The organism is Acidovorax sp. Root267, assembly GCF_001429215.1.
Taxonomy (GTDB): Bacteria; Pseudomonadota; Gammaproteobacteria; order Burkholderiales; family Burkholderiaceae_C; genus Acidovorax; species Acidovorax radicis.
In genome coordinates this window covers 522,091-544,040 of record NZ_LMJC01000012.1, presented here as the reverse complement: position 1 = coordinate 544,040, position 21,950 = coordinate 522,091, and the positions used below count along the sequence as shown (strand labels likewise).

General features: G+C 65.2%; 20 protein-coding genes. 13 read left to right on the top strand and 7 right to left on the bottom strand.

Annotation, left to right across the window (positions count from 1 at the left end):
* Both ASE39_RS11995 and ASE39_RS11990 read right to left on the bottom strand, forming a co-directional pair.
* Complete coding sequence (locus ASE39_RS11995; protein ID WP_057227646.1) at positions 1–1,491, bottom strand: DUF4178 domain-containing protein; 1,491 nt, start codon at positions 1,489–1,491, stop codon at positions 1–3.
* A gap of 104 nt (positions 1,492–1,595) precedes the next feature.
* Positions 1,596–2,648 carry an SPFH domain-containing protein gene (locus tag ASE39_RS11990; protein ID WP_010464747.1) on the bottom strand — a complete coding sequence of 351 codons (1,053 nt, stop codon included), beginning with the start codon at positions 2,646–2,648 and terminating at the stop codon, positions 1,596–1,598.
* A 283-nt stretch (positions 2,649–2,931) separates the two neighbouring features.
* On the opposite strand from ASE39_RS11990, the gene ASE39_RS11985 reads away from it, so the two are divergent.
* Positions 2,932–3,201 carry a DUF2061 domain-containing protein gene (locus ASE39_RS11985; RefSeq protein WP_057271268.1) on the top strand — a complete coding sequence of 90 codons (270 nt, stop codon included), beginning with the start codon at positions 2,932–2,934 and terminating at the stop codon, positions 3,199–3,201.
* 210 nt (positions 3,202–3,411) lie between these two features.
* On the opposite strand, the gene ASE39_RS11980 is transcribed toward ASE39_RS11985, so the two are convergent.
* Together ASE39_RS11980 and ASE39_RS11975 are read right to left on the bottom strand one after the other, a co-directional pair.
* On the bottom strand, positions 3,412–3,717 hold the full coding sequence (locus ASE39_RS11980) for a flagellar basal body protein (protein ID WP_057271267.1): 306 nt from the start codon (positions 3,715–3,717) through the stop codon (positions 3,412–3,414).
* Positions 3,718–3,791: 74 nt separating this feature from the next.
* Positions 3,792–4,766 (bottom strand): LysR family transcriptional regulator, encoded by a 975-nt coding sequence (locus ASE39_RS11975; protein WP_199864270.1) that lies wholly within the window; start codon positions 4,764–4,766, stop codon positions 3,792–3,794.
* A gap of 130 nt (positions 4,767–4,896) precedes the next feature.
* Between ASE39_RS11975 and ASE39_RS11970 the strand changes: the two genes are divergently transcribed.
* From ASE39_RS11970 to ASE39_RS11935, 8 genes are all read left to right on the top strand, one after another.
* Positions 4,897–6,258, top strand: a complete 1,362-nt coding sequence (locus tag ASE39_RS11970; RefSeq protein ID WP_057227650.1) for an aspartate aminotransferase family protein — start codon at positions 4,897–4,899, stop codon at positions 6,256–6,258.
* Between the two features lie 190 nt (positions 6,259–6,448).
* Entirely contained in the window at positions 6,449–7,966 is a 1,518-nt protein-coding gene (locus ASE39_RS11965; protein ID WP_010464761.1) for a CoA-acylating methylmalonate-semialdehyde dehydrogenase, read from the top strand.
* A 319-nt stretch (positions 7,967–8,285) separates the two neighbouring features.
* A complete protein-coding gene (locus ASE39_RS11960; protein WP_242421429.1) occupies positions 8,286–9,878 on the top strand; it encodes an ABC transporter substrate-binding protein in 1,593 nt (530 codons plus the stop codon).
* A 35-nt stretch (positions 9,879–9,913) separates the two neighbouring features.
* Entirely contained in the window at positions 9,914–10,867 is a 954-nt protein-coding gene (locus tag ASE39_RS11955) for an ABC transporter permease (protein WP_057271265.1), read from the top strand.
* Between the two features lie 24 nt (positions 10,868–10,891).
* Positions 10,892–11,800, top strand: coding sequence for an ABC transporter permease (locus ASE39_RS11950; RefSeq protein ID WP_057271264.1), 909 nt, complete (start codon positions 10,892–10,894; stop codon positions 11,798–11,800).
* A gap of 21 nt (positions 11,801–11,821) precedes the next feature.
* The gene (locus ASE39_RS11945; protein WP_057227662.1) at positions 11,822–12,862 is read left to right on the top strand and encodes an ABC transporter ATP-binding protein; all 1,041 of its coding nucleotides are present in this window, start codon (positions 11,822–11,824) and stop codon (positions 12,860–12,862) included.
* Positions 12,863–12,917: 55 nt separating this feature from the next.
* Complete coding sequence (locus ASE39_RS11940) at positions 12,918–13,925, top strand: ABC transporter ATP-binding protein (protein WP_057271464.1); 1,008 nt, start codon at positions 12,918–12,920, stop codon at positions 13,923–13,925.
* A complete protein-coding gene (locus ASE39_RS11935; RefSeq protein ID WP_057271263.1) occupies positions 13,922–15,106 on the top strand; it encodes an amidase in 1,185 nt (394 codons plus the stop codon). Before ASE39_RS11940 ends, ASE39_RS11935 begins: the two co-directional genes overlap by 4 nt.
* Positions 15,107–15,126: 20 nt before the next feature.
* Here the strand turns inward: ASE39_RS11935 and ASE39_RS11930 are convergent, their stop codons facing one another.
* Positions 15,127–15,645, bottom strand: a complete 519-nt coding sequence (locus tag ASE39_RS11930) for an ureidoglycolate lyase (protein ID WP_057271262.1) — start codon at positions 15,643–15,645, stop codon at positions 15,127–15,129.
* 228 nt (positions 15,646–15,873) lie between these two features.
* Here ASE39_RS11930 and ASE39_RS11925 point away from each other — a divergent pair, with 228 nt between their 5' ends.
* The 4 genes from ASE39_RS11925 (at position 15,874) to ASE39_RS26385 (ending at position 19,535) form a co-directional block, all read left to right on the top strand.
* Positions 15,874–18,219: an NADP-dependent malic enzyme gene (locus tag ASE39_RS11925; RefSeq protein WP_057271261.1), complete on the top strand. Its 2,346-nt coding sequence runs from the start codon at positions 15,874–15,876 to the stop codon at positions 18,217–18,219.
* 154 nt (positions 18,220–18,373) lie between these two features.
* Positions 18,374–18,781: a ribonuclease gene (locus ASE39_RS25830; protein WP_010464775.1), complete on the top strand. Its 408-nt coding sequence runs from the start codon at positions 18,374–18,376 to the stop codon at positions 18,779–18,781.
* Between the two features lie 140 nt (positions 18,782–18,921).
* Positions 18,922–19,347 (top strand): barstar family protein, encoded by a 426-nt coding sequence (locus ASE39_RS11920; protein ID WP_010464776.1) that lies wholly within the window; start codon positions 18,922–18,924, stop codon positions 19,345–19,347.
* Positions 19,326–19,535, top strand: coding sequence for a hypothetical protein (locus ASE39_RS26385; RefSeq protein ID WP_140426755.1), 210 nt, complete (start codon positions 19,326–19,328; stop codon positions 19,533–19,535). Before ASE39_RS11920 ends, ASE39_RS26385 begins: the two co-directional genes overlap by 22 nt.
* A gap of 181 nt (positions 19,536–19,716) precedes the next feature.
* On the opposite strand, the gene rsmA is transcribed toward ASE39_RS26385, so the two are convergent.
* Both rsmA and ASE39_RS11910 read right to left on the bottom strand, forming a co-directional pair.
* Positions 19,717–20,496, bottom strand: a complete 780-nt coding sequence (gene rsmA / locus ASE39_RS11915; RefSeq protein ID WP_010464778.1) for a 16S rRNA (adenine(1518)-N(6)/adenine(1519)-N(6))-dimethyltransferase RsmA — start codon at positions 20,494–20,496, stop codon at positions 19,717–19,719.
* Positions 20,497–20,526: 30 nt separating this feature from the next.
* Positions 20,527–21,939: a peptidylprolyl isomerase gene (locus tag ASE39_RS11910; protein ID WP_057271260.1), complete on the bottom strand. Its 1,413-nt coding sequence runs from the start codon at positions 21,937–21,939 to the stop codon at positions 20,527–20,529.
* Positions 21,940–21,950 lie beyond the last annotated feature (11 nt).

The window sequence follows — 21,950 nt, the reverse complement described above, 5'->3', positions numbered from 1 at the left end:
TTACTTGTGGCTTCCGCCGGACGAGTATCCACCGAACGATCCGCCTGAACTGCGGTAGCCGCTGCCCGACGATCCTGAACAATTGCTCAGGATGATCAGCAGGATGATGATGATGATCGCAATCAGGATGATGGTGCCGCAGCCCAGGCCCGACTTGGCCGCGAAGGGGCCGGGGTCGTCGCGCTGCAGCGCGTCCGCCTTGTCTTCGAGCTTGAAGGCCTTGGCCACCGTATCGCTGGCGAGCTTGTCCCCGGCCGACCAGGTGATCTCGTTCGGGCTTTGCTCCATCGAGAGCAGGCCTTTGGCACTGGCAAAGTCGCGGTTGGTGGTCTTCTGGCCGCGCGTGACCTGCCAGTAAAACTCGCCCAGCACGTAGGTGGTTTCGGCCTCGTAGGTGTACTTGAGCTCGTACTTGGTGCCCATGTAGGTGGCCGAGCGCCCGGTGGCCGCCATCTGCGGCGCGCCCGTGGTGGGGCGCACCATGCTCCAGCCCTCTTCCGAATCCACCAGGAAGGCAAAGCCGCGCTTCTGGTTGTAGAGCAGGTATTCGCTCCAGCCGAAGTGCTCGTCGTCGCCGGGCTCCACACCCATGCGGTGCTGAAAGCCCACCACCTGCCAATGCACGCCCTGCAGCTGGCCCTTGCTGCCCAGCGGGATGAGCGGCTGCACCGGCTCGTCCTGCTCGGCCGAGCGCAGCTCACCGCCCACGCCGCTATCGAGGCTGATGATGCTGGCGCACGAGCCGCAGGTGATGCTCTTGGTGCCCGCCAGCTGCACCTGCACCGGCGCGCCGCAGTGCGGGCAGTTGAACTGGCGGCCTTTTTCGTCCTTGGCGGATTCGTCCTTGAGGCCCTGGAGCTGCAGATCTTCCAGCAGCACAGACTTGCCGCGCTCGACGTTGGGCGGCGTGTGGCCGTAGTCGATGCTGACCACTTCACCGTCGGCGCTGCGCAGCTCGACCATGCCGAAGGGCTCGCCCAGGGGCGGCAGCTTGGGCAGCTCGCCCTGGGCCGAGATCAGCGATGCCTGGCCCGTGTAGGCCACGCTGTACGGCTTGCCATTGATGGCCGTGGTGCTGCCGATGCGAAAACGCGCGGCCTCGGGCATCTCGCGGCCGGGGTCGATCGTGCGCGTGAAGACGTAGGCGCCGTTGTCCTCGCCCAGGGTGGCCAGGGTGCCGTCGTTGAGGAAGGCGGCCCATTCGGTCCAGACACCCGCATCGCCCTTGTATTGCAGGCGGCCCACCAGGGTGAAGGGCACGTCCTTGCCATCGAGCTGGATGCGCCCACTGGCCATGAGCTGCAGCGGGCTGTGGTCGTCGAACAGCTCGGCCATCTTGCCCAGGCGCGTGAGCACATCGCCGCTGCGCACGACGGTGCTCTGGCAGTAGCCGCAGACGGCGTGCGTGGACTGCGCGCTGCGGAATTCAACCGGCGCGCCGCAGCCCGGGCAGGGCGCGCGGTAATAACGCTGTGTGGGGTCGGTGGCCATCGTGGGGCTGCTGCCTGCGCCGCGCTACACGGCTTTGAGGCCTTTTTGGCCCCTAGCGCTTATCCCTCCAGCGCAAACAGCTATTTTTATGATAGCAACCGGATTCAGACCAGCTTCTTGAGCAGCTCGGCCTTCTTGGCGTCGAACTCTTCCTGGGTCAGGATGCCCTTGGATTTGAGGTCGCCCAGCTTCTCCAGCGTGGCCATCACGTCCTCGGGCTTGACGCCCAGAGGTGCGGCAGCTGCCTGTGCCGCTGCGGCCGCCGCAGGGGCCACCGGGGTCTGCAGGCCCTGCTGCAGGTTCTGCGCCAGCACTTGGCCCAGTGCCACACCTGCGCCCAAGCCCATCGCATCGCCCGCAATGCCGCCACCGCCGCCGCTGGCTTCGGCGAACTTGGGGATGGCCTGCGCCGTCTGGTACTGCATGAACTTGCCCATGTCGTTGCCGACCATGCCCATGCCGATTTTCTGGTCGAGGATCTTTTGCAGCTCTTCGGGCAGCGAGACGTTCTGCACCGTGAGAGATTCGATCAGGATACCCAGCTTGGCAAAGATGGGCGCCAGTTCCTTGGTCAGCGCATCGGCAAACATGACCTGGTTGGCCGCCAGGTCGAGGAACGGCAGGCCGCTGCCCGCAATGGCGTTGCTGATGTTCTGCAGCACCAGGCCACGCAGCTGGCCTTCGAGGTCGGCCACGGGATACATCTCCCGCGTGCCCGAGATCTCGGTGTGGAACAGCTTGGGGTCGGCGATGCGGAACGCGTAGTTGCCGAACGCGCGCAGGCGCACGGCGCCAAAGTCCTTGTCGCGGATCGTGATGGGCTGGGGCGTGCCCCACTTCTGGTCGATCTGCTGGCGCGTGCTGAAGAAGTAGACGTCACTCTTGAAGGGGGACTCGAAGAGCTTGTCCCAGTTCTTGAGGTAGGTCAGCACCGGCAACGTCTGCGTGGTGAGCTTGTAGGTGCCGGGCGTGAACACGTCGGCCACCTGGCCTTCGTTCACGAAGATGGCCATCTGCGACTCGCGCACCACCAGCGTGCCACCGTTCTGGATTTCCATGTCGCGCATGGGGAAGCGCCAGGCCAGGGTGCCGTCCCCCTCTTCGGTCCATTGAATGATGTCAATGAACTGTTTCTTGATGAAGTCCATGAGGGCCATGTGTGCTCCCAAAGCAAAAGAGGGGGTTGAAAAGAGCGGCCATCATAGCAACGGGGGCATGGCGCGCACCGGCTTTTTTTAACCCCATGGTGTGAACTAGTTCACGCGCAGAACCAGTCTGCTTGGAGTAGGGGCCACCCCATGCAGATGAGCCACCGCTTGATAGTGGCTATCTCCAGCTTAGCGATGATCAATTGGTCAGCACTATTGCGAATAACTACCATTTCAACATCCCTGCCACCACCGCAGGCCCTGTTGAAAAAAGAGAGAGAAGGAGCTCGCCATGTCCCGCATCCGCCGTGCCGCCCGCCAGAACCAAACCATGCTGATGAAAACGGGCAGCTACTACCTGATCCATATCTGTGTGGCCGCCTTGGTGGCCTATGCCGTCACGGGCAACCTGTGGGCGTCGCTCACGCTGAGCCTGCTGGAGCCGACCGTGCAGGCCGTGGCCTTCTTTTTCCACGAAAAGGCCTGGGACCGCGCGGCACGGCGCACCGCCAGCCATGGTGCCCCGGCGCAATCGCCCAGCCCCGCCTTGCAATCCGCCTGAACGCCACCCCAAGGAGCCCGCCATGTACAGCATTCCCTTGCGCAGCCGCACCGCCACCGGACTGGCCTTTCAGCGCTGGCTCGTTCACCGGTTGGCGGGGCTGGTTTCAGCCGGCTGAGACCAACCGAGGCGGCTCCAGCGCTGGCGCTGGCGCTGAAAACAACAATGCCCCGGCTGGCGGGGCATTGTGGGGAGCGCGGGAGAAATGACTCAGGCCTTCACATCCAGCAGCGAACCCATCATTTCGTCTTGTGTCTTGATGGTCTGCAGGTTGGCCTTGAACGCGTAGGTGGCCGACATCTGCTCCACCGCCTCTTTTTCCAGCGCCACCCCTTCAGCCTCTTGCTGGCGCTGCACCGTGGCGCGCACGCCAACGCTGTCAGCCGCTTCTTCCTGCGCCACCACCTGGCGGCGGTAATTGGGGGTGTTCATGTTGGCCACGTTGTTGGCCGAGGCATCCAGCCGCAACTGCGCGGCCTGCAGGCCAGAACTGCCAATTGAAGAAATGCTTGCCATCGTGTGCCCCGGTAAAAAAGCGCCAAAGAACTGGCATTGTCTGCCTGCGCCGCGCCTGGGGCAACCCAGGTCCATCAACCATGCGCCTGGATCAGGCATTGCGCAAACGCCTGGGCCGCGCGCGGCGGGTGGGGCGACTTGCGCAACACGCTCACAAACTGGCAGCGGTAGTGGAACTGCGCGGGCGACACCGCCTGCATGAGCCCCTGGCGCTCGAAGCCTTCGGCGTAGTGGTCGGGCAAAAAACCCAGGTAGCGGCCGGACAGGACCAGCGTGGCGATCGACTCCTGGTCAAACCCCGTGGCTTTGCGCGGCAGGCGCGTGCTGTGGCTCAGTTCCATGTTGGGCGAGTGGTAGCCCAGGCCCGCGAACTGGTAGGCGCGCAGGGATTCCCAGGTGAGCGCGGCATGGTCGGTGCCGTACAGCGGGTGGCGAGCACCGCAGTACAGCAGCATGGTTTCGGCAAACAGGTCGGCATAGACCAGGCTTTGCGACGTGCGGTGCGCCGGGATGATGCCCACATGGAAGCTGCCGTCGATCAGCCCGCGCTCGATGGCCGGGATCGACGCCACATGCATCTGCAGGCTGACTTCGGGCGCTTGGCTGGCAAACAGCGCAATCGCGTCGCCAATGTGCGCGGCCGGGTTGCTGGCCGTCTTGTCGAACACGGCCACCTCCAGCCGCCCGCCCATGCGCCGGTGGATGTCGTCAATGCTGCTGCGAAAGGCATCCACGGCCGACAGCAGGCGCAGAGTTTCGTCGTACACCCGTTGCCCTTCGGCCGTGAGCGCAAAACCCGCCCGCCCGCGCCGGCACAGTGTGAGGCCCAGGCGGGTTTCCAGGTCCTTCATGTGGCGGCTGACGGTGCTGGTGCCGATGTTCAGCTCCAGCTCGGCCGCCGACATGCCGCCGCACTCGACCACGCTCTTGAATACCTGCAGCAGGCGCAGGTCCATGTCGCTGAGCTGGCCCAGCACGGCGCGGTGTTTGGTGGGCGATGGGGTTGCAGGGAGTGGTGCAGGGAGTGGTGCAGGTGCTTTTACTTGCATAAATCGTCAAGTAAACATTGATATTGGATTATTTGAGAGATTAACAGGCGGCGCAACAATGCCCTACGTCAAGCCCCAGGCCGCTGGGGTTGCCCGCCTTTTGTCGCCGCCTTTGCACTGGAGAACCCCCATGAGCTTCGTCAACATCGAAAAACCCGCCGCTGGCGCCGAAGGCCCCCGCATGGACGCCGAATGGCTGGACGCGCACTGGATGCCCTACACGGCCAACCGCCAGTTCAAGGCCAACCCGCGCATGATCGTGGAGGGCAGCGGCGCGTACTACACCGACTCAGACGGCCGCAAGATTTTTGACGGGCTCTCGGGCCTGTGGTGTGCGGGCCTGGGCCACGGTCGCCGCGAGATTGCCGAAGCCATCGGCAAGCAGGCGATGAAGCTGGACTACGCGCCGGCCTTCCAGTTTGGCCACCCGCTGGGTTTTGAGCTGGCCAACCGCGTCAAGGAACTCACGCCCGCCGGGCTCGACTATGTGTTCTTCACCGGTTCGGGCTCCGAGTCCGCCGACACCTCCCTCAAGATGGCCCGCGCCTACTGGCGCGCCAAGGGCCAGGGCACCAAGACGCGCCTGATTGGCCGCGAAAAGGGCTACCACGGCGTGAATTTTGGCGGCATCTCGGTGGGCGGCATCGTGGCCAACCGCAAGCTGTTCGGCCAGGGCGTGGAGGCCGACCACCTGCCCCACACCCAGCCAGCTGCGGGCTCGTTCCACAAGGGCATGCCGCCCACGGGCAAAGAGTTGGCCGACAAGCTGCTGGACGTGATCGCGCTGCACGACGCATCGAACATCGCCGCCGTGATCGTGGAACCCTTCTCGGGCTCGGCCGGCGTGGTGATCCCCCCCGTGGGCTACCTGCAGCGCCTGCGCGAGATCTGCACACAGAACAACATCCTGCTGATTTTTGACGAAGTGATCAGCGGCTTTGGCCGCAGCGGCGCCTGGACCGGGGCCGAGGCCTTTGGCGTGACGCCCGACATCCTGAACTTTGCCAAGCAGGTCACCAACGGCGCGCAGCCGCTGGGCGGTGTGGTGGCGACCAAGGAAATCTACGACACCTTCATGGCCGCAGGCGGACCGGAGTACATGCTGGAGTTCCCGCACGGCTACACCTACTCGGCCCACCCGGTGGCCTGCGCAGCGGGCATTGCGGCACTCGACATCCTGCAAAACGAAGACATGATCGGCCGCGTGAAAGCGCTGGCGCCGTATTTTGAAGAAGCGGTGCACAGCCTCAAGGGCGCCAAACATGTGCTGGACATCCGCAACTTCGGCCTGGCAGCAGGCCTGACGATTGCGCCGCTGCCCGGCGAACCCGCCAAGCGCCCCTACGAGATCGCGATGAACTGCTGGAAGAAGGGTTTTTACGTGCGCTACGGCGGCGACACCATCCAGCTGGCGCCACCATTCATCAGCGAGCGCGCCGAGATCGACCGGTTGGTCAACGCGCTGGGCGACGCCCTGGCTGAAACGGCGTGATGACACACCCCCTGAGGCGCTACCCGCCTTCCCCCAAGGGGACGCCGCCAGCGCGGCGGGGCGGCCCTTGCGCGGCGGCCGCTGGCTTGGCGCGCGCCCGTTTCATCCGCCTGCGGGAACACTCCTGATTCAATAGCTGCTCGCGCTTTCTACATAAGCGCTAGCAGCACTTTTTATTCATATTTTTGCCATGAACCACGACAAGAACGTCACCACCACCGTCGGCCACCTGATCGACGGCAAGATCGTTGCGGACACCGCGCGCACGCAGCCGGTGTTCAACCCCGCCACCGGCCAATCGACCACCAGCGTGGCGCTGGCGAGCAAGGCCACCGTCGAGGCTGCCATTGCCTCGGCCGAGGCCGCCTTCCCGGCCTGGCGCAACACGCCACCGCTCAAGCGCGCACGGGTGATGAGCAAGCTGAAAGTCCTGCTCGAAGACAACGCCGACAAGATCGCCGCCCTGATCACGGCCGAACACGGCAAGGTGCTGGCCGATGCGCACGGCGAGCTGCAGCGCGGCATCGAGAACGTGGAATACGCGAGCTACGCGCCCGAGCTGCTCAAGGGCGAGCACAGCCGCAATGTGGGCCCCAACATCGACTCGTGGAGCGAGTTCCAGGCGCTGGGCGTCACCGCTGGCATCACCCCCTTCAACTTCCCGGCCATGGTACCGCTGTGGATGTGGCCCATGGCCGTCGCTTGCGGTAACACCTTTGTGCTCAAGCCCTCCGAGCGTGATCCTTCTTCCACGTTGTTCATCGCCCAGCTGGCCCTGGAAGCCGGCCTGCCGCCGGGTGTGCTCAATGTCGTCAACGGGGACAAGACGGCCGTGGACACGCTGCTGCAGGACCCGCGCGTCAAGGCCGTGAGCTTTGTCGGCTCCACCCCGATTGCCGAGTACATCTACGCCGAAGGCTGCAAGCACGGCAAGCGCGTGCAGGCCCTGGGCGGCGCCAAGAACCACGCCGTGCTGATGCCCGACGCGGACGTGGGCAACGCCGTGAGCGCCCTGATGGGCGCGGCCTACGGCTCGTGCGGCGAGCGCTGCATGGCCATCCCGCTGCTGGTGGCCGTGGGCGACGCGGTGGGTGACGCCGTCATTGCGGGCCTCAAGACCGAGATTGCCAAGATGAAGGTCGGCCCGGGCACCGACAACAGCAACGACATGGGCCCGCTGGTCACGAAGCAGCACTTCGAGAAGGTGAAGGGCTATGTGGACCAGGGCGTGGCCGAAGGCGCCACGCTGGTGGTGGATGGCCGGGGCGTGCAGGTGGCAGGCCATGCGGAAGGCTACTTCCTGGGCGCCTGCCTGTTCGACAACGTCAAGCCCGGCATGAAGATCTACCAGGAAGAGATCTTCGGCCCCGTGCTCGGCGTGGTGCGCGTGAAGACGCTGCAGGAAGCCATGCAGCTCATCAACGACCACGAATACGGCAACGGCACCTGCATCTTCACGCGCGACGGCGAGGCCGCCCGCTACTTCACCGACCACATCCAGGTCGGCATGGTGGGCGTGAACGTGCCCCTGCCGGTGCCCGTGGCCTACCACTCGTTCGGCGGCTGGAAGCGCAGCCTGTTCGGCGACCTGCACGCCTACGGACCCGACGCCGTGCGCTTCTATACCAAGCGCAAGACCATCACGCAGCGCTGGCCGTCGGCCGGTGTGCGCGAGGGCGCGGTGTTCAGTTTTCCGAGCAGCCGCTGATCCATCAGGGGCGCGACAGGCGCCTCCCCAAAATTCCAACGGCCCCTCGCGGGCCGTTTTCTTTGGGCCGTCTTGTGGGTGGCGCACGCACAGGGCGCACCACGGTGGGGAAACCCCGCCGCAGCACCTCGTTCATGGTGCACGGGGAAGTTTAGTGAACGCTGAAATGATGGCATGTCACTTGCTTTGAGAGGTTGACCTCAACCCCTCTCTGGAAGGTGATCCCATGAGCCATGCCCTGCCGCCGTCGCACACCCGTACCCCTCCACGCCAGCGCCCCGCGCCACTGGCGCTGGCCCTGGCGATGGCTTTCTCGTTGATGGGTGGCTCTGCCGCGCTGGCGCAAGAGAAGGTGCTGCGCATCGCGATGACGGCGGCAGACATCCCCCGCACGCTGGGCCAGCCCGACCAGGGCTTTGAAGGCAACCGCTTCACGGGCATTCCGATCTATGACTCGCTCACGCAGTGGGACCTGTCCAAGGCCGATGCAGCCAGTGTGCTGATCCCTGCGCTGGCCACGTCGTGGACGGTGGATGACAAGGACAAGACGAAGTGGGTGTTCAAGTTGCGCCCTGGCGTGAAGTTCCATGACGGCTCCGCGCTCAACGCCGATGCGGTGGTGTGGAACGTGGCCAAAGTGCTGGACAAGGATGCCGTGCATTTCGACCCCAGCCAGGTGGGCGTGACGGCCTCGCGCATGCCCACGCTGCGCTCGGCCCGCAAGATCGACGACATGACGGTGGAGCTGACCACCAGCGAGCCCGACGCGTTCCTGCCCATCAACCTGACCAACCTGTTCATGGCGTCGCCCGCGCACTGGCAAAAGAAATTTGACGCGGCGGCAGGGGCCACGCCCGCCGACAAGTCCAAGGCGGCATGGACCGCCTTTGCGGCCGATCCCGCAGGCTCGGGCCCCTTCAAGGTCACGCGGTTTGTGGCGCGCGAACGCCTGGAGCTGGCCGCCAACAAGGCCTATTGGGACGCCAAGCGCACACCCAAGATCGACAAGGTGGTGATGCTGCCCATGCCCGAGGCCAATGCCCGCACGGCCGCGCTGCTGGGCGGCCAGGTGGACTGGATCGAGGCACCCGCACCCGATGCCATGCCGCAGATCACGCAGCGCGGGTTCAAGATCTATTCCAACGCCCAACCCCATGTGTGGCCGTGGCAGCTGTCGTTTGCCGAGGGCTCGCCCTGGCTGGACAAGCGCGTGCGCCAGGCCGCCAACCTGTGCATTGACCGTGGCGGCATGAAGCAGCTGCTGGGCGGCATGATGGCCGAGCCCAAGGGGACGGTGCCCCCAGGCCACCCGTGGTGGGGCAACCCCAAGTTCGACATCAAGTACGACGTGAAGGCCGCGCAGGCGCTGATGGCGCAGGCGGGCTACTCGGCGGCCAAGCCCATCAAGGTCAAGGTGCAGATCTCGGCCTCGGGCTCGGGCCAGATGCAGCCGCTGCCGATGAACGAGTTTGCGCAGCAGTCACTCAAAGCGTGTTTCTTTGACGTGCAGTTTGACGTGATCGAGTGGAACACCCTGTTCACCAACTGGCGCAAGGGTGCCAAGGATGCATCGGCCAACGGCGCCAACGCGGTGAACATCAGCTTTGCCGCCATGGACCCGTTTTTTGCGATGGTGCGTTTTGTGAGCACCAAGGCTTTCCCGCCGGTGTCCAACAACTGGGGCTACTACGGCAATGCCGAGGTGGACAAGCTGGTGGCCGATGCCCGCACCAGCTTTGACGAAAAGGCCCGCGACGCGGCACTGGCCAAGCTGCATGCCCACATCGTGGAAGACGCGCCGTTTGTCTGGATTGCCCACGACGTGGGCCCACGCGCCATGTCGGCCAAGGTCAAGAACGTGGTGCAGCCGCGCAGCTGGTTCATCGACATCGCCACGATGACGATGGACTGAGCCCACGCCGCCGACCTCTGCACACCGCCTCTTCCATGCTTGCCTACCTGCTGCGCCGCTTCCTCTATGCCCTGCCCATCATGCTGGGTGTGGCACTGGTGTGTTTCCTGCTGGTGCACCTGGCACCCGGCGACCCACTGGTGTCCATCCTGCCGCCCGACGCCTCGGCAGAGCTGCAGGCGCAGCTGCGCGAGCTGTATGGCTTCAACCGGTCGCTGCCTGAGCAGTTTGTGATGTGGGTGTGGCGCGCACTGCACGGCGACCTGGGGGTGTCGATCGCCAGCAACCGGGCCGTGGCGGGTGAGGTGATGACGGCCGTGGGCAACACTCTGCGGCTGGCCGTGGTGGCCACCTTCATCGGCTTTGTGCTGGGCAGCCTGTTTGGCTTTGTCGCTGGGTACTTTCGCAACTCGTGGGTGGACCGGCTGGCGTCCATGCTGTCGGTGCTGGGCGTGAGCGTGCCGCACTACTGGCTGGGCATGGTGATGGTGATCGTGTTCAGCTCGCAGTGGGCGCTGCTGCCCGCCACCGGCGCGGGGCCAGGCGGCTCCAGCGACTGGTCGTGGGACTGGGAACACCTGCAGTTCCTGGTGCTGCCTGCCGTCACCATGTCGGTGATCCCGATGGGCATCATCGCGCGCACGGTGCGCGCGCTGGTGGCCGACATCCTGGACCAGGAGTTCATCCTGGGCCTGCGCGCCAAGGGGCTTACGCACCGGGGAGTGTTCCGGCACATGGTGAAGAACGCAGCCCCTACGGCCCTGGCCGTGATGGGCCTGCAGCTGGGTTATCTGCTGGGTGGCTCGATCCTGATCGAAACGGTGTTTTCCTGGCCCGGCACGGGCTTCCTGCTGAACTCTGCGATCTTCCAGCGCGACCTGCCGCTGCTGCAGGGAACCATCCTGGTGCTGGCCCTGTTTTTTGTGCTCCTCAATCTGCTCGTGGACGTGCTGCAGACGCTGCTGGACCCGCGCATCGCCCGCGCCTGAAGCGGCAGAACAAGACCACCCACCATGGCCTCCACGACTGCACCCTCCTCTTCGGCGTCTGCCATTGCAGACAGCCCTGCGCCCGCGCTGCGCTCGCGCGGCTACTGGACAGCCGCGCTGGTGCGGTTCACCCGCGACCCGGTGGCCATGGGGGCGGCGCTGGTGGTGTTGCTGCTCATCGGTCTGGCGGTGCTGGGCCCGTGGATTGCGCCGGCAGACCCGTATGCAGCGTCCATGCTCAAGCGGCTCAAGCCCATCGGCACCGAAGGGCTGCCGCTGGGCAGCGACGAGCTGGGTCGCGACATGCTGTCGCGGCTCATCGTGGGCGCGCGCCTGTCGCTGTTCATTGGCATCACGCCCGTGGTGTGCGCTTTTGTGCTGGGCTCGGTAATCGGCATCGTGGCGGGCTACGCCGGGGGCATCACCAATACGGCCATCATGCGCACCATCGACGTGTTCTACGCCTTTCCGTCGGTGCTGCTGGCGATTGCGCTGTCGGGCGTGCTGGGCGCGGGCGTCGTCAACTCGCTGATTTCGCTCACCATCGTGTTCATTCCGCAGATTGCGCGGGTGGCGGAAAGCGTGACCACCCAGGTGCGCAACCGCGACTACGTGGAGGCCGCGCGCGCTTCTGGCGCAAACCCGTTCACCATCGTGCGCGTGCATGTGCTGGGCAATGTGCTGGGGCCCATCTTTGTCTACGCCACCAGCCTGATCGCGGTGTCGATGATCCTGGCTTCGGGCCTGTCGTTCCTGGGCCTGGGGGTCAAGCCGCCCGAGCCCGAGTGGGGCCTGATGCTCAACACGCTGCGCACGGCCATCTATGTGCAACCGTGGGTGGCGGCGCTGCCGGGACTGATGATTTTCGTCACTTCGATCTCGTTCAACATCCTCTCCGACGGCCTGCGCTCGGCCATGGACAACAAGGGCTGAGAGGCCGAAAGTCTTCTGACCATGCACACGATCACCGATGTCGGCGGACCCGCGCAGCCTCTGCTCACCATCAGGGGGCTGGTCAAGCACTTCCCGCTCAAGAAGGATGCGCTGGGGCGCGGCGGGGGCGTGGTGCATGCGGTGGATGGCGTGAACTTCGAAGTCCTCAAGGGGGAAACGCTGGGGGTGGTCGGGGAATCGGGCTGCGGCAAGTCGACGACGGCGCGCTTGCTGATGCAGCTCATCGCACCCACGGCCGGGGAGATCGTGTTTGACGGCCGCACCGTGGGCAGCCGCGATCTGCCCCTCAAGGAGTTCCGGCGCCAGGTGCAGATGGTGTTCCAGGACAGCTATGCGTCCCTGAACCCGCGCCTGACCATCGAAGATTCCATCGCCTTCGGACCACAGGTGCACGGCGTGCCGCAGCGCGAGGCCATCGCCCGTGCACGCAGTCTGCTGGACCGTGTGGGCCTGGCCCCGGCGCGGTTTGCCGAGCGCTATCCGCACGAGCTGTCGGGCGGGCAACGCCAGCGGGTCAACATTGCGCGTGCACTGGCATTGCAACCCCGCATGGTGATCCTGGACGAGGCGGTGTCAGCGCTCGACAAATCGGTGGAAGCGCAGGTGCTGAACCTGCTGACCGACCTCAAGGCGGAATTCGGCCTGACCTATGTGTTCATCAGCCACGACCTGAACGTGGTGCACTACATGAGCGACCGGGTGATGGTGATGTACCTGGGCCAGGTGGCAGAGATCGGGCCGTCCGATGCCCTGTTCAAAAAGCCCGCGCACCCCTACACCGGCGCCCTGCTGTCGTCCATGCCGTCCATGGACCCCGACCACCGCACGCTGGAGGCGCCGCTGGCGGGCGACCCGCCCAACCCCATCAACCCGCCGTCGGGCTGCCGGTTTCATCCGCGCTGCAGCATGGCTGCGGCGGTGTGCGCGCAACGGGTACCCGTGCGCACCACCACCGGCCCGCACCATGTCGCAGCCTGCTTGGTGCATGAACCCGGCAGCGGCCACCCCCAAGCGCCCCAGCCGATGGCCCAGGCGGCCTGAAAGCAACACCATGACCCTGGACACCCTTCCTCCTTCGTCGGGGGCCACCGAACCCATGGTGGAGCTTCATGACCTCAGCGTCACCTTTACCGGTGGCCGCAGGCCGGTACAAGCCGTCAGCGGTGTGAGCCTGCAGGTGCAGCGTGGCGAGGTGGTTGCGCTGATTGGAGAATCCGGGTCTGGCAAAAGCGTGACGCTGCGCACCTTGCTGCGCCTGCACCCCGAGCGGCGCACCCGCATTGCAGGCAAGGTACGGGTGGCCGGCCAGAACCTGCTGACCTTGTCGGGCCGCGACTTGGCGGACTACCGGGGCAAGGTGGCGGCGATGATTTTTCAGGAGCCTTTGCTGGCGCTGGACCCGGTGTACACGGTGGGGGCACAGATCGTGGAGTCGATCCGCCGCCACGAGAAGGTGACCGCCGCACAGGCCCAGGAACGTGCGCTGGCCTTGTTCGAGCGCGTGCGCATACCCAGCCCGGAGCGGCGGCTTCAGGCCTATCCGCACGAAATGTCGGGCGGCATGCGCCAGCGCGCCATGATTGCCCTGGCGCTGGCCTGCCGCCCCCAACTGCTGCTGGCCGACGAACCCACCACCGCGCTCGATGCGACCGTGCAGATCCAGATCCTGCTGCTGCTGCGCGAACTGCAGCGTGACCTGGGCCTGTCGGTGATCTTTGTCACGCACGACATTGGCGCCGCCGTCGAAGTGGCCGACCGCATTGCCGTGATGTACGCAGGGCGCATTGTGGAAGAGGGCACCGCGCGGGACCTCATTCGCAACCCGCGACACCCGTACACCATTGCGCTGCTCAAAAGCCGGGCGCATGGCGCCATGGCACGCGGCACGCCGCTGGAGACCATTGCCGGTGCCCCCCCAGACCTGTCAAACCTGCCCCCCGGCTGCGCCTTTGCCGAGCGCTGTACGCTGGCAACGCCAGCATGCCGCACACAACAACCTCCGGCCGTTCAGATAGCGCCCGGCCACCGTGCGCTGTGCCTGCGCACTGAGGCCGCAGCAGCCATCGCCCCCGAGCTTCTTCCCGTTGTTGACACCACTCCATGACTGCGCACAACCCAGCCCACGCCTTTGTTCCCTATCCCCCCGTACCGGTAGTGAACGCCAGCACGGGCCCCCTGAGCGGGCTGTGTTTTGCAGCGAAGGACCTGTTTGATGTGGCGGGCTACCCCACCGGAGGCGGCAACCCCGTGGTGCTGGCCCTGTCGGGCACCAAGACGCGTACCGCACCCACCGTGCAGAAGCTGCTCGACGCGGGAGCTCGGTTTGTGGGCAAGACCGTGACCGATGAGCTGGCGTTTTCGATGAACGGGAACAACGCGCACTTTGGCGCGCCCCTCAATGGGGCTGCGCCCGAACGGATCACGGGGGGTTCATCGTCAGGCTCCGCAGCGGCCGTATCGTCCGGGCTGTGCGACTTTGCGCTGGGCACCGATACCGGCGGGTCGGTACGGGCGCCTGCCAACCATTGCGGCCTGTACGGGCTGCGCCCCACGCATGGACGCGTGAGCCTGGAAGGGGCGATGGACCTGGCACCGAGCCTGGACACCTGCGGCTGGTTTGCGCGCGATGTGCAGACCTTTGCCCGGGTCGCCGACGTATTGCTGGGCGACGATGCGGCCCCGCTGCCACTCCGGGTGCGCCTGCTGCTCCCCACGGATGTGTGGGCGCTGCTCGACCCCATGGTGGTGGGCGCTCTGCAGGGTGCCACGCAGCAGGTGACGGACTTGCTCGGCCCCTCGCAGCCCGCCAACGCGGTGCTGGAGTCCTTCGACACGATGTACTGGAACTTTCGGTACGTGCAGGGGCGAGAAGCCTGGATGACCGACGGGCCACTGATCGAGCGCTACGCGCCCTCCCTTGGGCCGGGTGTGGCCGAACGTTTTGCCTGGTCCCGTGACGTGACCGATGGGCAGGTGGCCAGCGCACGCGCCTTTCGGGATCGCTATCGCGCCCATCTGGCGGCGCTGCTGGGCCGGGATGGCGTCCTGCTTCTGCCCACGATGCCCGACATCGCACCGCTGCGCACGGCCCCCGAAAGCAGCCTGGAGGACTACCGCAACCGGGCCATCCAGATGTTGTGTATCGCCGGGCTGTCCGGGTTTCCACAACTGTCCATGCCGCTGGCGCGGCGCGACGGTGCGCCCTTGGGGCTGTCGCTTCTGGGCCCAGCAGGCAGCGACCGCTCATTGACTGCGCTGGCCGAGCGCATTGCGACGAAGGAGTGAGCGGGCTCCCCTGCAGCGCGCTATCGCCGCTCCAGCCGCAGGGGCAGGTCCAGCCGGTGGAGTTCGCAGTCCACCACAGCGGCTGCGCGCTCTATCACCAGAAAATCGCCCGCATCGACTGCCAGCAAGGCGTGGTGCCAGGTGCCCGGTGCCAGCACAACGCCCTGCCGACCGTCGGTGACAAAGGCCCGGATCTCTCCGCCGCTGGGCATTTCGCCTGCCGGGGCCACCACCACCACAAAGCGCACCACGCCCCAGGGCACAAAGGTCTGGCTGCCCCACCGATGGCATTCCATCTCGTGCACTTGCAGCGGAAATTGGCGTGCCTGCGCGCGAAAAAGCGCCAGTTGCGCCCGACCACCCTCTGCCCCCAATTGCAGGTCGTCTACCAGATCAAATCGTTCTGAGCTGCCCGCATTGATGGGGCGGCCCGGGCCCGCAGGCGCCTGCAGCACCGCCCCAAAAGGGAGAAACGCCTGGGGGGTCAGGGGGACCGGCACCAGTATTGCAAGGTCGGCAAGGCATGCAGGAGCATTCATGCCTTCCACCCCAGCAAGAACTGAACCCGACCATCGGCGATGTAGGGATCGCCAGGGATCATTGGCTGCATCGGGATCACAATTGACCCACCCATATAAGCAGATTCGCTTACTAGGGTTTTTACCGTCTCCGCCCTACAATCGCAGACCCTTACAAAGCTGACAACCGCTGCGGAGCCCCTGCGGCATGTTTTTTTGCACCCATCCTGACTGAGTTGGAGACACTGAATGCCCGAGAACACCACGGCCCAGAACAACAACAACGATTCCGACAAGCGCGCCCAATTGCGCCGTGCCGCCCTCGAGTACCACGAGTTTCCCAAGCCCGGCAAGATCGCGATTGCCGCCACCAAGCAGATGGTGAACCAGCATGACCTGGCGCTGGCCTACTCGCCTGGCGTGGCAGCACCTTGCGAAGAAATCGTGAAGGACCCGGCCAATGCCTTCCGCTACACCTCGCGGGGCAACCTGGTCGCCGTCATCACCAACGGCACCGCCGTGCTGGGCCTGGGTGACATTGGCGCCCTGGCCTCCAAGCCCGTGATGGAGGGCAAAGCCGTACTGTTCAAGAAGTTTGCCGGCGTGGACGTGTTCGACATCGAGATCGACGAGAAGGACCCACAAAAGCTGGTGGAAGTGATTGCCGCGCTGGAGCCGACGTTCGGCGCCATCAACCTCGAAGACATCAAGGCACCCGACTGCTTCTATGTGGAGCGCGAGCTGCGCAAGCGCATGAAGATCCCGGTTTTCCACGACGACCAGCATGGCACGGCCATCACGGTGGCCGCAGCGATCGTGAACGCGCTGAAGGTGGCGGGCAAGAAGATCGAAGACGTGAAGCTCGTGACCAGCGGCGCAGGCGCAGCAGCGCTGGCTTGCCTGAACCTGCTGCTCAAGGTGGGCGTGCAGCGCAAGAATGTGTTCGTCACCGACCTGGCCGGTGTGGTCTATGAAGGCCGCGAAGAGCTGATGGACGACGACAAGCGCCAGTTCATGCAGAAGACCGATGCCCGCAAGCTGGCCGAGGTGATGGTGGGCGCGGATGTGTTCCTGGGCCTGTCGGCAGGCAATGTACTCAAGCCCGAAATGGTCGCCTCGATGGCCGAGCGCCCGGTGATCTTCGCGCTGGCCAACCCCAACCCCGAGATCCTGCCCGAACTGGCCCACAGCGTGCGCAGCGACATCATCATGGCCACGGGCCGCTCGGACTACCCGAACCAGGTCAACAACGTCCTGTGCTTCCCCTACATCTTCCGCGGCGCACTGGACTGCGGCGCCACCACCATCACCGATGAGATGGAAATCGCGGCCGTGCACGCCATTGCCGAACTGGCCCAGGCCGAGCAGAGCGAGGTGGTGGCCGCAGCGTACGTCGGCGAGAAGCTGTCCTTCGGCCCCGAGTACCTGATCCCCAAACCGTTCGATCCGCGCCTGATGATGAAGATCGCCCCGGCCGTGGCCCAGGCGGCGGCCGACAGCGGTGTGGCGCAGCGCCCCATCGCCGATATGGACGCCTACCGCGACCGGCTGCAGACCTTTGTCTACGCCTCGGGCACGACGATGAAGCCCATCTTCGACGCCGCGCGCACCGCCGCCAAGAAGCGCGTGGCCTACGCCGAGGGTGAAGAAGAACGCGTGCTGCGCGCCGCGCAGATCGTGGTGGACGAGAAGGTCGCCCGCCCCACACTGATTGGCCGCCCGGCCATCATCGCCCAGCGCATCGAGCAATTCGGCCTGCGCCTGAAGGAAGGCGTGGACTACGACGTGGTCAACACCGATTTTGACCACCGCTACCGCGACTTCTGGCAAACCTACCACCGCATGACCGAGCGCAAAGGCATCACCCAGCAGGTCGCCAAGATCGAGATGCGCCGGCGCCTGACCCTCATCGGCTGCATGATGCTGCACAAGGGCGAGGTGGACGGCCTGATCTGCGGTACCTGGGGCACCACCGCCAATCACCTGCTCTACATCGACCAGGTGATCGGCAACCACGCAGGCGGCGCCGACAGCACGGCGCAGGATGTACCGGTGTATGCCTGCATGAACGGCCTAATGTTGCCGGGGCGCCAGGTGTTCCTGGTGGACACGCACGTCAACTACGACCCCACGCCGACCGAACTGGCGGAAATCACCGCCCTCGCTGCCGAAGAAATGATGCGCTTCGGCATCAAGCCTAAGGCCGCGCTGCTGTCGCACTCCAATTTCGGCACCAGCAACCACCCCAGCGCCGTGAAGATGCGCCAAACGCTGGAACTGCTGCGCCAACAGGCCCCCTGGCTGGAGGTGGACGGCGAAATGCACGGTGATGTGGCACTGGATGGCAAGGCCCGAGCAGCCCTCATGCCCAGCAGCGAGCTGACGGGTGACGCCAACCTGCTGGTGTTCCCCAACATCGACGCGGCCAACATCGCCTACAACCTGCTCAAGACCGCCGCAGGCGGCGGCATCGCCATCGGCCCGGTGCTGCTGGGCGCTGCCAAGCCGGTTCACATCCTGACGCCCAGCGCCACCGTGCGCCGCATCGTGAACATGACCGCCTTGACTGTGGCCGATGCCAACGTGTCAAGATAAGCCAAAAATTGATAGCAAGCGCTAACTTAAAGCGCTTGCTTCTCCCTTCAGCGCCTGCCCAATCTTTGTGCAGACGCTTGCTTTTTGGGGGCCGTTGAGCGACACTAGCGGCTCGAAATTTCGGGTTAACCCGTAGTTTCTGAAAGGTTCGTTGATGCTGAAGGCTGTAGCCACCCGGGCGCGCAAAGCAGGGTTTTTGTGTGTTTTGGGTGTTGCGTTCGTGTTGTCCCCGGTTGCGGGGCATGCCCGGAACTCCCCGTCCACCGACGGCTCCATATCCCCTATCGCATTGGCCGAGTTGCCGCCCCAAGGGCGGGCGACGTATGCGCTGATCCGTGAAGGAGGGCCCTTTCCGTATGACAAGGACGGAACGGTTTTTGGTAATCGCGAGCGGCTGTTGCCCGCCCACCAGCGGGGTTACTACCGTGAGTACACCGTCAGAACACCAGGATCGCGTAACCGGGGAGCCCGGCGCATCGTGTGTGGCGGCAAGCCCCGGGTTCCGGACGCCTGCTACTACACCAGCGATCACTACGCCAGTTTTCGCGAGATCGTTGAGTGACCCCCGTTGCGCTGCATGCAGGCCAGAGATACGCTGGCGGCGGTCAGTGCGCCCCCTTGAATCCCCCACCCGCAGGCTGCATCCCGCAGCCTTGCGAAATGCCAGAAGTTTGTGGACTTTAAAAAGAAAGAGTAGCGGAGATGCAGACGCCACTTCGTAAGGACCTGGAAACGCCACTGCGTGGCGTGCGCACCAACATCGTGCAGTCCATTCGCGCTTTCCGCGTGCAGGACTTGCAGGATGCGGCCACTTCCATGGGTCACCATTTCTTGTACGCCAACCTGGCCCACGCGCAGTCCAAGCAGGATGTGCTGGACCTGATTGCCGGGCAATTCACCTTCCCGTCGCACTTCGGCAAGAACTTTGATGCGTTGTACGACTGCATGACGGACCCCTTGCACAAATCGGGCCCACAGCCCGGCTTTATCGTGGTGCTGGAGCAGATCCCCGCCACGGGCAAGTTCGACAAGGAAGCGCGTGAACAGCTGCTCGATATCTTCCGCGACGCCGCCGACTACTGGGGCGACCGCAAGATACCGTTCCGGTGTTTCTATTCTTTTCTGTAGCCCGTTCTGCATCCACCAGCCAAGCAGAACGGGCGAACGAGGCTACCGGCACCCCAGGTGTCGAGGGCATTGAGATCGGCACGGACTCCGGCGAAAAAATGCCGACCGACAAGCTGGTCGATGTCTCACCCATGGCGCTGCGCATGAGCAGCCCCTTCAACGCGGGCTACTGGCTCAGCGCCGCCTGAATTCGGCAAATCCCCCTGAGCGGCTGCGCCGCTTCCCCCCTTCTCTCGGCTTCGCCGGGAAGGGGGACACCACCAGCGCAGCGGGGCGCGGCGGTTGCTGGTCGGGGCCGCGTCAGTTGCTGCGCGTTTTTAGTCAAATCAGGCGCTAGCGCTTATCTATAAAGCGCTAGCAGCTATTATTTTAAGAGCACTCCTGCGCCAGAGCCACAAACTCGCTCACCGGCACCTCCTCGGCACGGCGCTGGGTGTCGAAGTGGCCGGCAAACTGGCGTGACTCCAACCAGCGGCCCAGCGTGTGGCGCAGCAGCTTACGGCGCTGGCTGAAGGCGACCTGCACGAGTTCTTCCAGCAAGGGCACAGACAAAGGCGCTGGCTCCGCGCGCGGCACCATGCGCACCACGGCGCTGTCCACGCGCGGGGGCGGGTCAAAGCTCTCGGGCGGTACGAACAACACGTTTTCCATCGCGTAGCGCCATTGCAGCATGACTGACAGGCGCCCGTAGTCACTGGTGGCAGGCTTGGCCACCATGCGGTCGATCACTTCTTTTTGCAGCATGAAGTGCTGGTCTTCGATGACCTGCACATGGTCCAGCAAATGGAACAGGATGGGCGTGGAGATGTTGTAGGGCAGGTTGCCCACCACGCGCAGCCGCAGGTCAGGCTGTTCGGCTTTTTCGCGCATCGCGAGCGCCAGCGCAGTGAAATCCACCTTGAGCACATCGGACTCGATCACCTCCAGCTGGCCGTGCAGCCGCAGGCGCAAGGCCAGGTCGCGGTCCAGCTCGATGACCGTGAGGCGCCCCAGGCGCTCCACCAGGGGCTGCGTCAGCGCTGCAAGCCCCGGCCCGATCTCGACCATGGGCTGGCCCGGCTGGGGCGCAATGGCCTGCACGATGTCTTCGATGATGCCCTTGTCGGACAGAAAATGCTGCCCGAAGCGCTTGCGGGGGATGTGTTTCAACGCGTGCTTACCTGTCTGTTCATCGGTCGGTCATTGCGGCGGGTCGCGGTATTCCACGTACGCGCGCCCGCGCAGTTCCTGCGCCCAGGTGGCGTAGGCCTCGTCCAGCTTCTTCTCGCGCACGGTATCGCGCGCCATGTCGCGCTGCTCGCGCTGGGTGAGCTTGGCCTCGCGGCGCTCCAGCAGCTGAATCAGGTGCACGCCAAAACGCGACACCACGGGTTCGCTGATGTCACCGGGCTTGAGGGCGTTCAGGGCCTGCTCGAACTCGGGCACATAACGGCCCGGGGTGGCCCAGCCCAGATCGCCACCTTCCTTGGAGCTGCCATCCTGCGAATGTTCGCGGGCCAGCGCGGCAAAATCGGCCTGCCCCATCTGCACGCGGCGGCGGTAATCGGCCAGGCGCGTGGCGGCTGCGCTCTCGGAAAGCTGTGGCCCCGTGCGCAGCAGGATGTGGCGGGCGTGGCTTTGCACCACCGTGGTGGGCACGCCCGCCGTGACACGCTCAATCACCTTGAGCACGTGGAAACCTGCTGGCGAGCGGACGGGCCCGACGATGCCGCCCACGGGCAGGCCCAGCGTGGAGTTCACAAACAGCTCGGGATAACGGTCGGCCGGGCGCAGGCCCAGCTGGCCGTTGGCGCGCTGCCCCTCGGGTGCGTCGGAAAACTCCCGGGCCACGGCCGCAAAGTCTTCCCCCGCGCGCACCTTGTCGGCCGCGCGCTGGGCGCGTGCCTGGCGCTCGGCCACCTGCACGGGGCTCGCGTTCTCAGGCACCAGGACCAGCACGTGGCCCAGGTTGATCTCCATCGCGGCGACATCGTTGCCCTTTTGCTGTTCGCGCAGGTACTGGTCGATGTCCAGGTCCGAGACTTTCACACGCGCTTCCACCTCCCGCTCTCGCAGGCGCTGCAGCAGCAGCTGGTTGCGCAGCTCCTCGCGGAAGCGCTCCTTGCCCATGCCGTCCCGGGCCAGGCGGCGGTAGAGGTCATCGACCGACATGTTGTTCTGGCGGGCCACGCCTTGTTCGGCCTGCGACACGGCGAAGTCATCCACCTTGATGCCGGATTCGCGCGCCTGCTGCAGCTGCGCGCGCTCCAGAATGATCCGCTCGAGCACCTCGCGGGCCAACAGATCGCGGGCCGGCATGGCCCCCCCCTGCTGGGCCAGCTGGACCTCGGCACGTGCAAGCCGCGAACGCACTTCGTTGTTGGTCACTGGCTCGGAATTGACCACGGCGACGATGAAGTCCGCTTGCCGGGGCGCAGAGCTGCTGCTGCCGCTCGTCTCGGGAGGCAGCGTGATCGACGGTGCGGCCGCCGGGCGCGCCGTCAGCCCCTTGCCCGCCGGCGTGCCGGAAGGGCGCAGGCCCTGGGCCAGGGCACCCTGAGACATCAGGGAAGCCAGGGTGGCAATGGCCAGTGCGATGACACGGTGATTCATGGCGTTAAGCG